This window comes from Leptolyngbya sp. NK1-12 (assembly GCF_032598965.1).
In the GTDB taxonomy this organism is placed as follows: domain Bacteria; phylum Cyanobacteriota; class Cyanobacteriia; order Elainellales; family Elainellaceae; genus Elainella.
Genome location: NZ_CP053586.1, coordinates 2,465,001 through 2,479,505 on the forward strand (window position 1 = coordinate 2,465,001; position 14,505 = coordinate 2,479,505).

The 14,505-nt window shown below is 52.5% G+C and carries 12 protein-coding genes and 2 rRNA genes (1 of these 14 cut by a window edge); 9 read left to right on the forward strand and 5 right to left on the reverse strand.

The genetic code is table 11. The features are described from left to right. Together HJG54_RS10245 and rrf are read left to right on the forward strand one after the other, a co-directional pair. A 23S ribosomal RNA gene (locus HJG54_RS10245) occupies positions 1 to 1,973 on the forward strand (it extends 909 nt beyond the left edge of the window). 101 nt (positions 1,974 to 2,074) lie between these two features. Then, a 5S ribosomal RNA gene (gene rrf / locus HJG54_RS10250) occupies positions 2,075 to 2,191 on the forward strand. A gap of 139 nt (positions 2,192 to 2,330) precedes the next feature. Here the strand turns inward: rrf and HJG54_RS10255 are convergent. Next, on the reverse strand, positions 2,331 to 2,783 hold the full coding sequence (locus HJG54_RS10255; RefSeq protein WP_316434795.1) for a hypothetical protein: 453 nt from the start codon (positions 2,781 to 2,783) through the stop codon (positions 2,331 to 2,333). A gap of 241 nt (positions 2,784 to 3,024) precedes the next feature. On the opposite strand from HJG54_RS10255, the gene HJG54_RS10260 reads away from it, so the two are divergent. From HJG54_RS10260 to HJG54_RS10270, 3 genes are all read left to right on the forward strand, one after another. Continuing rightward, positions 3,025 to 6,639 carry a DUF4912 domain-containing protein gene (locus HJG54_RS10260; RefSeq protein WP_316435629.1) on the forward strand — a complete coding sequence of 1,205 codons (3,615 nt, stop codon included), beginning with the start codon at positions 3,025 to 3,027 and terminating at the stop codon, positions 6,637 to 6,639. Positions 6,640 to 6,797: 158 nt separating this feature from the next. Beyond that, a complete protein-coding gene (locus HJG54_RS10265) occupies positions 6,798 to 7,571 on the forward strand; it encodes a hypothetical protein (protein WP_316434796.1) in 774 nt (257 codons plus the stop codon). A 90-nt stretch (positions 7,572 to 7,661) separates the two neighbouring features. Continuing rightward, a complete protein-coding gene (locus HJG54_RS10270; protein ID WP_225931184.1) occupies positions 7,662 to 8,222 on the forward strand; it encodes a hypothetical protein in 561 nt (186 codons plus the stop codon). A gap of 4 nt (positions 8,223 to 8,226) precedes the next feature. On the opposite strand, the gene HJG54_RS10275 is transcribed toward HJG54_RS10270, so the two are convergent. After that, on the reverse strand, positions 8,227 to 8,370 hold the full coding sequence (locus HJG54_RS10275) for a hypothetical protein (protein ID WP_316434797.1): 144 nt from the start codon (positions 8,368 to 8,370) through the stop codon (positions 8,227 to 8,229). Between HJG54_RS10275 and HJG54_RS10280 the strand changes: the two genes are divergently transcribed. After that, the gene (locus HJG54_RS10280; RefSeq protein WP_316434798.1) at positions 8,369 to 8,860 is read left to right on the forward strand and encodes a CU044_2847 family protein; all 492 of its coding nucleotides are present in this window, start codon (positions 8,369 to 8,371) and stop codon (positions 8,858 to 8,860) included. The genes HJG54_RS10275 and HJG54_RS10280 overlap by 2 nt on opposite strands. Positions 8,861 to 8,950: 90 nt before the next feature. Then, positions 8,951 to 10,360 (forward strand): amidase, encoded by a 1,410-nt coding sequence (locus HJG54_RS10285; RefSeq protein WP_316434800.1) that lies wholly within the window; start codon positions 8,951 to 8,953, stop codon positions 10,358 to 10,360. A gap of 14 nt (positions 10,361 to 10,374) precedes the next feature. On the opposite strand, the gene HJG54_RS10290 is transcribed toward HJG54_RS10285, so the two are convergent. Both HJG54_RS10290 and HJG54_RS10295 read right to left on the reverse strand, forming a co-directional pair. Continuing rightward, a complete protein-coding gene (locus HJG54_RS10290; protein WP_316434802.1) occupies positions 10,375 to 11,376 on the reverse strand; it encodes an aspartate carbamoyltransferase catalytic subunit in 1,002 nt (333 codons plus the stop codon). 6 nt (positions 11,377 to 11,382) lie between these two features. After that, positions 11,383 to 12,282 (reverse strand): J domain-containing protein, encoded by a 900-nt coding sequence (locus HJG54_RS10295; protein WP_316434803.1) that lies wholly within the window; start codon positions 12,280 to 12,282, stop codon positions 11,383 to 11,385. Positions 12,283 to 12,665: 383 nt separating this feature from the next. Between HJG54_RS10295 and HJG54_RS10300 the strand changes: the two genes are divergently transcribed. Both HJG54_RS10300 and HJG54_RS10305 read left to right on the forward strand, forming a co-directional pair. Next, a complete protein-coding gene (locus HJG54_RS10300) occupies positions 12,666 to 13,088 on the forward strand; it encodes an NINE protein (protein WP_316434804.1) in 423 nt (140 codons plus the stop codon). A gap of 222 nt (positions 13,089 to 13,310) precedes the next feature. Further along, complete coding sequence (locus tag HJG54_RS10305; protein ID WP_316434805.1) at positions 13,311 to 13,811, forward strand: ComEA family DNA-binding protein; 501 nt, start codon at positions 13,311 to 13,313, stop codon at positions 13,809 to 13,811. On the opposite strand, the gene lepB is transcribed toward HJG54_RS10305, so the two are convergent. Then, positions 13,777 to 14,493 (reverse strand): signal peptidase I, encoded by a 717-nt coding sequence (gene lepB, locus HJG54_RS10310; RefSeq protein ID WP_316434806.1) that lies wholly within the window; start codon positions 14,491 to 14,493, stop codon positions 13,777 to 13,779. The two genes, HJG54_RS10305 and lepB, sit on opposite strands and share 35 nt — an antisense overlap. Positions 14,494 to 14,505 lie beyond the last annotated feature (12 nt).

Below are 14,505 nucleotides of genomic sequence, written 5' to 3' on the forward strand. Positions count from 1 at the left end.
AGCGGTACCAAATCGAGTCAAACTCTGAATACCAGATGAACACATGGCTAGTGAGACGGTGGGGGATAAGCTTCATCGTCAAGAGGGAAACAGCCCAGACCACCAGCTAAGGTCCCCAAATCACAGTTCAGTGATAAAGGAGGTGGGAGTGCATAGACAACCAGGAGGTTTGCCTAGAAGCAGCCATCCTTAAAAGAGTGCGTAATAGCTCACTGGTCAAGCGCTCCTGCGCCGAAAATGAACGGGGCTAAACTGTGTACCGAAGCTGTGGGATATATCTATCGATGTATCGGTAGGGGAGCGTTCCGTGGTAGTTAGAAGCATTAGCGAGAGCAGGTGTGGACGAAACGGAAGTGAGAATGTCGGCTTGAGTAGCGCAAACATTGGTGAGAATCCAATGCCCCGAAATCCTAAGGGTTCCTCCGGAAGGCTCGTCCGCGGAGGGTTAGTCGGGACCTAAGGCGAGGCCGAATGGCGTAGTCGATGGACAACCGGTCAACATTCCGGTACCGATTTTGGATTGTGCAGAGGGACGGAGAAGGCTAGCACAGCCGCATGTTGGTTAGCGGTTTAAGCATCCGAGGCGATGAGAGACGGCGAAAACGTCTTGAGCGAAGGTGTGAGTACGAGAGTCTACGGACTCGAAGTGTGTGATGTCAAGCTTCCAAGAAAAGCTCTAACCACGTTAATCCAAAATTGCCCGTACTCGAAACCGACACAGGTGGGATGGTTGAGAATACTCAGGGGCGCGAGATAACTCTCTCTAAGGAACTCGGCAAAATGGCCCCGTAACTTCGGAAGAAGGGGTGCCAGCGAGAGCTGGTCGCAGTGAAGAGGCCCAGGCGACTGTTTACCAAAAACACAGGTCTCCGCGAAGTCGAAAGACGATGTATGGGGGCTGACGCCTGCCCAGTGCCGGAAGGTTAAGGAAGTCGGTTAGGGAAACCAAAGCTGGCGACCGAAGCCCCGGTGAACGGCGGCCGTAACTATAACGGTCCTAAGGTAGCGAAATTCCTTGTCGGGTAAGTTCCGACCCGCACGAAAGGCGTAACGATCTGGGCGCTGTCTCGGAGAGAGGCTCGGCGAAATAGGATTGTCTGTGAAGATACGGACTACCTGCACCTGGACAGAAAGACCCTATGAAGCTTTACTGTAGCCTGGAATTGGGTTCGGGCTTTGACTGCGCAGGATAGGTGGGAGACTATGAGACATCCCTTGTGGGGGATGGGGAGTCATCAGTGAGATACCACTCTGTCAAGGCTAGAATTCTAACTCATTGCCGTGATCCGGCATGGGAACAGTTTCAGGTGGGCAGTTTGACTGGGGCGGTCGCCTCCTAAACGATAACGGAGGCGCACAAAGGTTCCCTCAGGCTGGTTGGAAATCAGCCGAAGAGTGTAAAGGCACAAGGGAGCTTGACTGTGAGACTGACAAGTCGAGCAGGGTGGAAACACGGTCTTAGTGATCCGACGGCACTGAGTGGAAGGGCCGTCGCTCAACGGATAAAAGTTACTCTAGGGATAACAGGCTGATCTCCCCCAAGAGTTCACATCGACGGGGAGGTTTGGCACCTCGATGTCGGCTCATCGCAACCTGGGGCGGTAGTACGTCCCAAGGGTTGGGCTGTTCGCCCATTAAAGCGGTACGTGAGCTGGGTTCAGAACGTCGTGAGACAGTTCGGTCCATATCCGGTGCAGGCGTAGGAGCATTGAGAGGAGCCTTCCTTAGTACGAGAGGACCGGGAAGGACGCACCGCTGGTGTACCTGTTATCGTGCCAACGGTAAACGCAGGGTAGCCAAGTGCGGAGCGGATAACCGCTGAAAGCATCTAAGTGGGAAGCCCACCTCAAGATGAGTGCTCCCATGGCAACAAGCCAGTAAGGTCACGGGAAGACGACCCGTTGATAGGCACTAAGTGGAAGTGCAGTAATGTACGAAGCTGAGGTGTACTAACAGACCGAGGGCTTGACCTCCTTACATTGGTAAATTACGTTCACTATGCAGCCTTCTGGGTTCAATCCAACTGATGCAATCAATTGATGCAATCAATCACTAGTTGAACTCAATCGCTTTTCCTGGTGCCTATGGCGGTGTGGACCCACGCTCATCCATCCCGAACTGAGTGGTGAAACGCACCCGCGGCGAAGATAGTTGGAGGGCTGCCTCCCGCAAAAATAGCTCGGTGCCAGGTGATCTATAACAAGGAGCCTCGTGTTGAAATAGACACGAGGCTCCTTGTTATAGATGGTGTGCTTACAGCGCTTAATCCAAGATGGGTTATGAGGATGGAACTCTGAACGGTAGAATTCCAAACATCTGAGTTAATTGGTTCAGTCAATCGGATAGTTGATTGAGCAATGCTCTGCCTCGCTGATGTTGCCGCAAACTCTTTTCCAAAGTGGATGGGATTTTCCTTGCTGACGAATCTTTAGAACCTGTCTTTCTAAACGGCGTAGGTAGTGGGGCGAAATTCCGAATAGGATGTTGTGGCTTTGCCAAAGTAGGGTGGTTAAGGTCAGAGCAACACACAGGGTTAGGCCAATGGTTGCAAGTGGATTGTAGATAAGGCTATAGCGAACTGCAGTCCAAGTGAAGTAGTCTAACCAGAGCGAAACTTCGTGTCTTAAGCTCCATAAACATAGGGGAGCTATGGTGAGCCACAGACAGGCAATCAAAACCCACCGACTGTGGAGTATGTGTCGATAGAGTTGCCATACTTGCTGCTGAAGGGTCGGATCGAATGAGTTGTCGGTTGTGCTCGATTCAAAATTAAAGTTTGTCATAGCTCGCCTGCGGAAGCTCTGTAGACCAGTTTACAAAGTCACTCGGCTTATTTATGGCGACTTAATTGATTAAACCAGTTTAACTGAGTAGAACTAAACGATAAGGCATGGAAATTATCTCTTGAGAAGTAGTGGAAAAGTCTATCAAGTGGCAAAGTCTATTTAGGAGAGGGGTATATAATTAGCTCGTCTTTTGCAAAAATTAACCTTACTTGGAGTTGATTTACCCATTCTTTAGATGATGTTGCAAAGAAAAAGCTTTTCTGTACTCTCCCTGGCGCTAACCTTAGCTCTTGCTGCGGCCCCCAAACCTCTAGCAGGCTTCTTGCTGGCTGATTCAGCCCATGCTCAAAACGCAACTCCAAGCTCCTTTCCATTACCATCATCAGTTCCTGATGGAACCACAATCCGGGTTGATGGTTCTGAAAGCATGGCAGCTATCAATCAAGCTCTTAAACAGCGCTTTGAAGCTCAATATGCGGGTACAACCGTTGATCTAGCTACTCAAGGAACCGATGCGGCATTGCAGGCAGTTCTGGATAGAACAATTGATTTGGCCGCGATTGGTCGTCCTTTGACTGATGCAGAGCGCAGTCAAGGGTTGGTTGAAGTTCCGATTAGCCGGGAAAAGATTGCAATCATCACTAGCGCCAACAATCCATTTCAAGGCGAACTGACATTCGAACAGTTTGCTCAGATGTTTCGCGGAGAAATTAGAGACTGGGCAGAAGTAGGAGGCCCTCCAGGGCCAATTCAGTTTGTTGACCATCCGGAATCTAGCGATACTCGCAAAGCACTCAGCAACTACAGTGTTTTCAGGGCAGCTCCTTTTACTCCAGGTCCGGATACAGTTCAAGCCACAGAAGATAGCACCGCCACGGTTGTTTCCCAACTTGGGGAGAACGGTATTAGTTATGCCATTGCTAGTCAGGTCTTAGAACGGAATGATGTCCGAATTGTGCCAATGCATGGCACGTTGCCAGACGATCCTCGCTATCCCTACTCTCAACCGCGTAGTTACGTCTACCGGGAAGCAGCTAGCCCGGCAGTGCAGGCTTTTTTAGGGTACGCTACATCACCAGCAGGACAACAGGCTGTTACAGAAGCTCAGGCCGCAGCAGTAGCGGCAGCTCCCCTTCCTGCAGCTTCTCCTAGTCCGGCTGCATCACCTAATTCAGCTGCATCCCCGGAAGCAACTTCGCCTGCGGTACCGCCAGCCTCACCTCAACCAACGCTAGCTCAAGACCCAAATGCAACTGCTACAGGCACGGGCGAGACGCGAGCAAACTGGTTGCCCTGGTTACTGTTGCCGCTGTTGGGCGTAATAGGGCTGCTGCTATGGGGACTGCGAGGACGAAGCTCAGGCTCAGCACTAGACGAACCAGATCTTGATTCCCCATCGGTAGAACCACCGGCAGACTCGCCTACTCTAGCAGCACGGACGGGTTCAGTGGTAGCGGCAGATCGGTCCACCTTACCTGGGCGCGCAACTCCAGCAGCCAATCCAGCAGTTGAAGCGGTAGCTACACCGGAACCAGAAGTTTCATCAGCAGAGATTACGTCGCCAGAAATTGTCTCATCAGGAACTGCATCGCCTAATCTGACTGGTCAGGTTGTGGCGGCTGGAGCCGGAGCCGCAGCGTTAGCTGGATTGGCTGGATTGGCGGCAGGAGGTCGGAATCGCCGCAGCCGGATTGTGCTAACGCCTCGCACATCTGATCAAGGCTATGTCTATTGGGAGACCCCAGAGGAAGAGAAAGCGGTACTGCGTCAACAGGGAGGCGAACAGCTCAAGCTGCGAATTGCTGATGTTACCGGGCTGGATTTGGAGCGGCCATTGCCCCAGTTTCAAGAATATACCTGCACTGAAACAGAGCAGGATCGGTTTGTTGCCCTGCCCCAAGTTGATCGAGACTATTTGGCGGAGCTTGGCTATGTTACGGCTGATGGGCGTTGGCTGATGTTGGCCCGTTCTGCCCCTGTGCGGCTGTCAGCTGCTTTCGCGGCAGCGACTCCGCCTACACCAATTCCTTCAAATGCCTTGGCAGAAGCGACTCCGGCTATACCAGCTCCAGAGGCACCTCCAGCTGCATGGAATGTGGAATCTGACCTATCGTTGACTGCTGAGGAACGAACGACTGAAGAACCAGCAGAAGATGAAGAACTAACTGCGAGTCAGCCCCCATTCATTGATGCTGATACAACTGCAACAGGTGCTGTGACTGGAGCAATTGCAGCTGGAACTGCCTCGCTGCTGCAAAACGTTGGGAATGTTGAGGGTGAAACGAGTCAAGTCTATGAGCCAGAAGACTCTGCGCAAGTTGATATCGAGGCCACCAAATTTGATGTGGGGCAAGCTGATCTCTCAAGTGAAGTGTTGGCAGCGGTGGATGAGTCCTTACCCGATTTGCCAGATGGTTATGGGGAGAGCTGGATTACATTGCTGCCTCGCGATCCGCAATGGGCTTATGCATATTGGGATGTGCCTGATCATCATCGGCAGACTTTACGACAGCAGGGCGGTCAGCGGCTAGCCCTCCGCTTCTACGATGTGACGGATGTGGATTTGAGTTATCAAAATCCGCACAGCTTGCAGCAGTATGAGTGTGACGAACTGGCGCGGGATTGGTATATTCCGGTTCCAATTAGCGATCGGGATTACATCGTTGAGATTGGCTATGTGGCAGAAGATGGCCGTTGGCTGATGCTGGCGCGCTCTAATGCAGTCCGGATCCCCCCAATTTATCCGGTGGATTGGTATGAAGAGCAGTTCATCACGGTTGATTGGAACGATGAGTTGCAGGGGCAAACGTTCTTAGAGCTGGCTCCACCGGGTCAAAAGGGCGGGTTTGATCGATCCATTTACGACCGCATGTTTGACTTGGCTGAATCGGCTGAAGCTCAACGCATGGCTGGCTCGCTGTACGGCTCGATGCAGCAAGTTCCCCAAGAGACGGTCAGTTCGTTTGCGCTGGCTGCTGGTTCGGGAGCAGGAGTTCCGACAGCGTCGGGTGTGGGCATGTTGGGCATGGGTATGTCGGGTGTGGGCATGTCAGTTCCCACAACATCTGGGATTGGCATGTCGGGAATTGGGCTGTATGGCCTTTCAGGTGTGGGCATGGCGGTTCCTACGATGTCCGGTATGGGCATGTATAGCTTATCCGGCGTGGGCATGGCGGCTCGCACTGAATCGGGAATTGGCATGATGTCTGGCGTAGGGATGTACACGACCTCTGGTATGGGTATGTACACGACTTCCGGTGTGGGCCTGTACAGCATGTCCGGTGTAGGGATGTACACGGCTTCTGGTATGGGCATGGCGGTTCCTACGATGTCGGGCGTAGGGATGTATAGCCTATCAGGTGCAGGCATGATGTCGGGTGTGGGCATGATGTCGGGAATTGGCATGATGAGCGTGGCGGTACCAACTGAATCGGGGATCGGCATGATGTCTGGTATTGGCATGTACAGTATGTCCGGTGTGGGCCTGTACAGTATGTCCGGCGCAGGTTTATACAGTATGTCGGGGATCGGCATGATGTCGGGGGTTGGGTTTTCTGCCTCGATGCCGCCTCTACGTTCGCGCCGGTTCTGGTTAATTGCCGATGCAGAACTGATTGTCTACGGTGCTACTGAACCCGATGCTACGGTGACGATCGCAGGTCGGCCTGTTCAGCTCAATCCAGATGGTACGTTCCGCTTCCAGATGTCGTTCCAGGATGGGCTAATTGATTTTCCAATCATGGCGGTGGCGGCAGATGGCGAACAAACCCGCTCAGTGCATCTCAGATTCGTGCGCGAAACGCCTTCACGCCACACTAATACAAGAGAAGAAGCCGAAGATCAGCCGTTCTAGGTCTGCCAGATGCTCAACTAGCAAAATTGACTCCCCGGAGATGGAACAATTACCAGCGCGTATCAAAGAAACTGCTGAAATTGATGCTCCATTTTCGGCCCTAATTATTATTATCTGATTAGGGATTATTTTTCTATAGTTGTTCCGGGAGCATAACAATGCCTAGAAGCTGGTGGTTGATTAGTATCGCAGGGATTCTCTTAGCTTCGGGTTGCGCTAGCAAAACTGCCTCCAAACCGCCTGCAAACTCTCAGCCAAGCGCTAGTGCGACTGCTCCAGCTATCCCCTCAACAGATGCTGCTCAATCTAACGAGGCTCCAGGTCAAGCGTTGACGGCTAAAGATTTCTTCCCCGATCCGCTCGTGGCTGGTTCAACCTCAGTTCAGCCGCTGCCTATACCCAATTTAATTCCTCCCACCGCTTCTCTAGAACGGATTCCTCAGGTGGATAGTGGACGGCCCGATCCGTTTGCTTCTCTGGATTATGCCCCGGCTGTTACTGTAGTGCGGTCAAAATCCAGTCCTGCTCCGGTTCCAACCGCTTCTGTAATTCCAACTGCTCCTGTGGTAACGACTGCCCCTGTGCCCCAAGCTCCGCCGATTGTGCCGCTACCGCCGTTAGTTCCGACTCCTACTAGTTTGTCGCCACTACCATCGGTGAATGTGCCTAGCCCAGTTGCACCCCGAGAAAGCACAGCAGAAACGATTGAGATTAGCGGTGTGATCGAAGTGGGTGGCAAAACCAACGTGATTGTAAAAGTGCCAGAGGAACACACGAGCCGCTATGTGACGGTGGGGGATCGGCTAGTCAATGGTAAGGTTTTAGTTAAGCGAGTGGAGATGGGATTGGAACCTGTTGTTATCCTAGAGCAAGGAGGTCGGGAAATTGTGCGGTCGGTTGGTTCAAGCAGTGCTTTGATTGGAGCGCTGTAGACTAACATTTAGGCTGACATTTGCAGATGAGCTGCTAGCCGATCTCTCCTACACGCTACCTCTGTCCACTTTGTTTAATGATCGGCCTGTATGACACAGCCATCTCCAGATTGGAATTCATCTCCACCCTCAAATAAACTCTCTTCTGCAAGAGTCAGTGCAACTGCTAAACGCGGTTCTGAGTCGCGCAGTCTAAGTTTGCAGGATAGCTATATTTGTCCGGTTTGTCGTCATGGGCAGATCTCGGCCTTAACGCTGATGGATGCCTTTGCCTGCAACTTTTGCCGCCATATTTTTACGGCTAATCTACAGAACCAAACCGTGCAGGTTGTAGACAGTTCCCAACCTCTGACCTGGCGCTGGACTGGGCGCAATTGGCAATCTACCTATCGCGATGATCCGAGCTTAACCGCCGTGGTTTGGTTTGCGAGTATTGTGCTTGTGTTGCTGCCAGCTTCGATCGTGTGGTTGATGGCGTTTTTATTTCCGCCTTTGCCGGGTAGTGTGTTGTCTTGGTTTCCTAGCGTTTGGTTGGGCTGCACCTTTGGCATTCACCTGCTGATGGTGGGTTGGTTACTGGCAGAACATTATCAGCTCCCGATCTATATTGCCAGTCGGGTAAGGCTGCGGGAATGGCTAGGGCGTCGGTGAAGCTCTAAATGGCTGCAAATGCTCTGCTCCAGGAGTGGGATAGGGGGTAAGACTCCGTTTCAGCTTCGGCTTTGGCTCGCCTATCTTCGAGAAATGTGACAAAGTTTTGCCCACATTTGAACAGATTATCGAGGGGTGTTTTTGGCATGAGTAAGCTGCAAGCGATTCAAATCGACGAAGATACGATCATTTATGTGGAAGCTACCGATGATGTAGTTGCGCCTGAGGTGGTTGAACCAGACGCGGAAGTGCAGCGAGGTGGGGCCAAGGGCAGTTTTGGCCGATCGCCAGAGGCCCAAATTGCTCAAAGTTTCAAAGCCATTGAGAGCACGATTAGAACCTACACAAAGTACACGCTGAATGCCTTTAAGGACGCGGCCTTGGCAGAGGTGGAGAAGGTGACGCTAGAGTTTGGCATGAATGTCAGTGGCTCTGGCGGGGTGCCCTATATCGCGGCTGGAACGATGGGATGCAACATCAAAATTACGGTGGAATGCGCTTTTCCTAAGCGTCAACCTATAGCCAATCCAGCTCAGCAGATGGCCCAATCGCGTGTTCAACCTTCTGTGCCTCCGCTACCTCAACGGTCTCAGCCAGCTATGCCTGTCAACCCTCAGGCCAATGGGGCCAATTCTTAAGCCAATTCTTAATCTGACCAGAAGTTTGGCAAAGATGGAGAGCCTCTCTGTTACAGTCAGCATCAGTAACTTGCAAGGCAATGGACCGGCATGAACACGACTGATTTAGCGTTCGCCTCTGCTTTAACCCAGGCGCAGCTGATTCGCAGCCGAGAGATTTCTCCACTCGATTTGGTGTCTCTCTATCTGGATCGGATTCAGCAGTTGGATTCGCAGTTGGGTAGTTACGTTACAGTGATTGCTGACCAAGCCCTAGCAGATGCCAAGGCCAAAACCGAGCAGCTGGCCGGAGCGCCGTCAGATCTGCCTGCTTTTTTTGGAGTACCGATTGCCATCAAAGATCTGACTGCTGTGCAGGGGGTTCGCTGTACTTATGGCAGTCCGGCTCTGCTCGATAATGTCAGTGCCTATGACGATGCGGTAGTGGCTCGGATCAAGCAAGCTGGTTTCGTGATCTTAGGCAAAACCTCGGTATCGGAGCTAGGGTCGCTGCCCTATACGGAACCCGTCGGTTTGCCTGTGGTCCGTAATCCCTGGAATCTAGATCACACGGCGGGCGGATCGAGCGGTGGAGCAGCAGCGGCAGTGGCGGCAGGACTATGTCCGATTGCGCAAGGTTCGGATGGGGGTGGTTCGGTACGGGGACCAGCTTTTTGCTGTGGACTAGTGGGTTTGAAGCCAGCGCGGGGTCGGGTTTCGTTTGCCCCAGTTGGCGATCACCAGAGCGGAATTGGCGTGAATGGGGTGCTGGCGCGGACCGTGGCGGATGCAGCGGCGTTGTTGGATGTGATGGCGGGCTATGTGGTTGGCGATCCCTATTGGCTACCGGACCCAGAGCGTCCCTTTTTGCAAAACGCCCAACCAAACGCAACCAGCGGCAGAACCTATCGAATTGCCTACACCACGGAAGTCCCGCCGATTGGTAAGGCCGATCCGGACTGTCAGCAGGCGGTGTTAGATACGGCGCGTCATTTAGAGCAATTGGGGCATCAGCTAGAAGCCAACTGTCCGGATTTCTCAGGTTTAGAGGAACCGTTTGTGGTGATCTGGCGGGCGGGGGTGGCAACGGCAGGCTTACCGGCAGAGGTGCTGAGTCCCTTTAATCGCTGGTTGTTGTCGCAGCAGGATTCGAGTGGTACCTATCTGAAAGCAGTTTGGGCCATGCAAATGGTAGCTCGGCGACTGGTAAGCTTTTTTGAGCAGTATGATGCGCTGCTGTTGCCGGTGTATCTCCATCCAGCGATTCAGGTGAATGAGTGGGGAGAATTGCCGCCGGAGGAAACCCTACAGCGGATCATCCACTGGATTGCGCCTTGTCCACCGGCAAATGCAACTGGCCAGCCGGCGATTGCGATTCCGACCGGACTTTCATCCACCGGATTGCCCGTTGGTGTGCAGTTGATTGGGCGTCCGGCAGATGAGGCGACAATTCTGGCTTTGGCAGCTCAGATTGAAGCAACCTATGGATGGCGACAGCGGCCTGATTTTGCTGAGGTTTAGTAAAGGTTGGGCATTTAAGTTTTGCCGCTACCAATGCCCATCAGGTAGAGCAAGGCCATTCGCACCGCTACACCGCTCGTCACCTGCTGTGAGATCAAACTAAACGCTGGGTCGTCCATCAACTCGGAGCTGATTTCCACACCGCGATTCACCGGGCCGGGATGCAGCACTTTCACACCGGGTTGACAGAGCTGGAGCCGCTCGTGGGTAAGGCCAAACTGCTGATGATATTCCCGCAGGCTGGGTAACAAATGCTGGGTCATGCGCTCGCGCTGAAGTCGCAGGGTCATAACGAAATCGGCCTGTTCTAAGGCGGGTTCTAGCGACCAGTGCAGAAACAATTTGCGAGGCAGCGGCGAATCTTCTACAAAATCAGCAAACAGCTTGGGCAGCAGGGTGGGCGGTCCGGCCAGATGCACTTCGGCTCCACTCGCGGTCAAACTCCAGATATTGGAGCGGGCTACCCGCGAGTGCAAAATGTCTCCGACAATGGCGATTTTTTTGCCCTCCAACAATGAGAGCCGGGGTTTTTCGGCTTCTAGCAATGTGCAGATGGTAAACAGATCCAGCAAGGCTTGGGAGGGATGTTCATGCTGACCGTCACCGGCATTGAATACCCCCACTCGCGACTGGAGCCGATCCATCTCATTGGCGATTGCTAGCGGCACGCCAGCTTCTTTATGGCGAATCACCATAATGTCAGTGCCCATGGCCAGATAGGTTTTTGCCGTATCCAGAATGGTTTCGCCTTTGGTCAGAGACGAGGTGCCGGGTGCAAAGTTTAAAGTATCGGCAGACAATCGCTTGGCGGCTAGCTCAAAACTGCTGCGGGTGCGGGTCGAGGGTTCAAAGAACAGATTGGCGATGACTTGTCCTTGCAGCGTGGGTACCTTCTTGGTGCGGCGAGAAAGCACCTCCTGAAAGCTGGCTGCCGTTTGCAGCACGGTGTCATATTCGGCTGGTTGAAAATCCGCTAAGGAAATAATGTGGCGACGGGACCAGGATGGATTCGCCATGAGGCTCTACCGCTTTCTAGTAAACAAGCTAAATAACCCACTGCTGGCTCTGGCGGTGGCTTTGGGACCTGGGTCAGTCAAGTCCAGCCGTTTGGCATACTGCAACGCGAGTGGATCATTTGGGTTAAATTTTAGCGCCTGCCGGAAGTGGACTTTAGCCATGCCGACTAAATTCTGCATCAAATACGCCTTGGCTAAGAGAGAGTGGTACTCACTGCGGTTCGACTCTAAGCGGATGGCATCTCGCAATTCAGCCACCACTTGTGTCCAGTTGGATTTTTTGGCGTATTCTTGCGCTCGGTAATAGTGGCGCTGGGCATAGTTAATCGCGACTTGTGGAGTCTCAGTCTGACTGGGGGCAAACTGCGTTGGTTTAGTCTGAGGTGCAGCGACAATTCCAGTCCGCTTTTCCCGAATCACCGGATCGCCGATTTTCAACGATAGGTACGTCAAATTCAACTCTGCAAGCTGGCGGGTGGTGGCTTCAAACTTGGCGAGCTGGCGATATTGCACCTCTCCCAGTTGCACGACCGATTGCTCGTAAAATACATCGGCTTCTTGTAGAGGTAGCCTTAAGAGCTGACGCGCCATTGCTCCTTGTGGCAGTAGCGATTCATCCTGGTTCATCTGCCGGACTCGCAAACGCAACAGCGCAATCGTTTCGGCTCGTTCTTTTTCTTGTTTGAGTCGCTGATAGGCTGGGTTCACCAGCTTTGCCAAAATGTGACCCGCGAGGGTTTGAATCGCAGGGTCGGCTGCAATCAATGTATCAGGGTGAAGTAGCTTAGCAATTGTGTGATAACGCTTCAAGACTCGTCGTTCATCTGCTGCCACAGACAGGCCCAACACCGCGTAGGGATCAGAGAGTTGACTCAGCCATTCTGAAGAGAAAGAGATCTGTGACATTTCAGGGAGGCAGTTGTGCTGTAGATATCAGTATACAGAAGTCTCAATAGCAGGGAATTGACAGCGCTTTCTTCCCGGTAGAAGTCGATGAATTCAGTTAAGCAGTTTCCTTTGGAGAAAATCAACTAAGGCTGCGATTTTGCTCTCTACTGCCATGGATTTTCATCTGAGATGGTAAAGCCCCCTATGTTGGTAGCTTACTTTACCCTAGTACAATCCCGCTGGAATTGAGACGAAAGTTATGACGGAAAGTTCACTGGTTCTATTTGGTCTGCCCTCGATACAATGAAGCGATTGCAAGCGATTGGGGTAGTACTATCTGTGCCGAGTTGCGTCTAATAGGCGGCTGGTAACTGTTTTTTCCCTGGTGGCTATTTAAGCAAATGGTCTCGATTGGCGACATGCTGAGTAAAGCGAAGGATCGAAAAATTGCAGCCCTATTGGCGTGTGCCGGTATTTTCCTACCGGGGCTGCATAAGTTCTACCTGGGTCAGCCCAAATGGGGGGTGATCTACCTTTTGTTGAGTTGGACCCCAATCCCTAAAATCGCCAGCATTGTCGAAGCCATTTGGTACTTATTTCAGGACCGTGATGAGTTTGATAGCAGATTTAATCCCCTTTTGTTTAATCCCCCTTCCGGTCAAGCCTTGTCCAAGCAAGGGCCGTTTGCTCCTGCTCAAGTAGAGCTGCAGGTAGAACGAGTAGCAGAAGCGCTGCGGCAAATTGAACAGCTCCGACAAGAAGGGTTGATCTCAGAGTACGAATTTGAACAAAAGCGCCGTCAGTTGCTTGATCGCATTAGCTAAGTCTTTATCTAGGTTTTCTGATGGAATTTTGCCTTCTGGTCAAATGACCAATAACTCCTGGCTCCGGTTCGGCTGAGCGTTCGACTGATTTTTCTGGCCCCATAGGGGCAGTGCTTACGCCGAAGTCTCACCGTCGCTCGCGGAGCGCGTTCCACGAACGAAGTCTGCCGCCTGCCGCCTGCCCTCTCACCCACTGCTACACCTCCTGAGATCTGCTTACCAATGTCACTCCGCCATCGTCTCTTTCAAGATCCCTACTACCGCTTTCAGTCTGTGGCCGAACTGCGAGCCGCTGCTGCCTTGGGAATTAAACTCGATGTGAATCGGGCCTGTGTGGATGACTGGCTGCGGTTGCCGGGTTTGTCGATCCATCAGGCGCGAACTTTAGTCGCCCTGAGCCAATCTGGCGTGCAGTTTCATTGCCTAGAGGATGTGGCGGCAGCCTTAGGGCAACCTGTGCAGCGATTGCAGCCGCTAGCGCCGATTTTGCAGTTCTGCTACTACGATGACGATAGTTTGGATGTGATTCAGCCAATCAATCCTAATCGAGCTTCCCAACAGCAATTGATGCAGATTCCCGGAATGAATGCTGGGCTGGTCCAAAACCTGCTTTGGGAGCGACAGCAGCGCGGTGCCTATCGCAATTTGGTGGATTTGCAGCAGCGGCTTCGACTGCCGGGGGCACTCATTACTGAGTTGATGCACTATCTACGATTTGATTGATGGCTTGATTGATGCTATCGGATTGGCTAGCAACAACTGGTGTTATGGATTCTAGGCCACCAATGCGCTCCCACGGAAAAAAGCGAAACACAGCGCGACCGATAATATTTTGCTCTGGTAAAAAGCCCCAGACATGGGAATCATTGCTGTTGTTGCGGTTATCGCCCATCACAAATACATGGTCGGGGGGCACCTGTACGGGGCGCATTTGATAAGCCGGTGGTTCGGCGATGTAGGGTTCTACTAAAGGCTGATCGTTGCGGTACACTCGACCATGTTTCACCTCAATCACGTCACCAGCTGTCGCAATCACCCGCTTGATAAAGGCTTTGTCGGGCAAGAAGCCAAACTGCTGTTCAAACTGCTGTGGTGGCTCGAATACTACGATGTCTCCAGGCTGGGGTTCGTGCAGCCGATAGCTGACCTTCTCAACTACAAGCCGATCGCCAACCAGCAACGTGGGTTCCATGGAGTCAGACGGGATATAGCGCGGCTCAGCCACAAACAGACGAATCACAATCGCCAGCACCAGGGCAATCGCTAAGATTTGCACGTTTTCTCGCTGGGATTGGCGCAGGCGTGACCACCAGTTGCCTGTTGAACGTTCGGTTGTATTTGCAGAAGCCGTAGTAGAAGTGGCTCCAGTTTCTGGCGTGGGCTGAGTGTCGGGTTGGGTTGGCATAGGTTTTTTGAG

What these genes read in the sequence shown, in the direction of transcription:
- HJG54_RS10290 (WP_316434802.1), bottom strand. Translation starts at nt 11,376, where the DNA reads ATGGCGAATCCATCCTGGTCCCGTCGCCACATTATTTCCTTAGCGGAT.
- HJG54_RS10285 (WP_316434800.1), top strand. Translation starts at nt 8,951, where the DNA reads ATGAACACGACTGATTTAGCGTTCGCCTCTGCTTTAACCCAGGCGCAG.
- HJG54_RS10260 (WP_316435629.1), top strand. Translation starts at nt 3,025, where the DNA reads ATGTTGCAAAGAAAAAGCTTTTCTGTACTCTCCCTGGCGCTAACCTTA.
- lepB (WP_316434806.1), bottom strand. Translation starts at nt 14,493, where the DNA reads ATGCCAACCCAACCCGACACTCAGCCCACGCCAGAAACTGGAGCCACT.
- HJG54_RS10255 (WP_316434795.1), bottom strand. Translation starts at nt 2,783, where the DNA reads ATGACAAACTTTAATTTTGAATCGAGCACAACCGACAACTCATTCGAT.
- HJG54_RS10295 (WP_316434803.1), bottom strand. Translation starts at nt 12,282, where the DNA reads ATGTCACAGATCTCTTTCTCTTCAGAATGGCTGAGTCAACTCTCTGAT.
- HJG54_RS10270 (WP_225931184.1), top strand. Translation starts at nt 7,662, where the DNA reads ATGACACAGCCATCTCCAGATTGGAATTCATCTCCACCCTCAAATAAA.
- HJG54_RS10300 (WP_316434804.1), top strand. Translation starts at nt 12,666, where the DNA reads ATGGTCTCGATTGGCGACATGCTGAGTAAAGCGAAGGATCGAAAAATT.
- HJG54_RS10305 (WP_316434805.1), top strand. Translation starts at nt 13,311, where the DNA reads ATGTCACTCCGCCATCGTCTCTTTCAAGATCCCTACTACCGCTTTCAG.
- HJG54_RS10265 (WP_316434796.1), top strand. Translation starts at nt 6,798, where the DNA reads ATGCCTAGAAGCTGGTGGTTGATTAGTATCGCAGGGATTCTCTTAGCT.
- HJG54_RS10275 (WP_316434797.1), bottom strand. Translation starts at nt 8,370, where the DNA reads ATGCCAAAAACACCCCTCGATAATCTGTTCAAATGTGGGCAAAACTTT.
- HJG54_RS10280 (WP_316434798.1), top strand. Translation starts at nt 8,369, where the DNA reads ATGAGTAAGCTGCAAGCGATTCAAATCGACGAAGATACGATCATTTAT.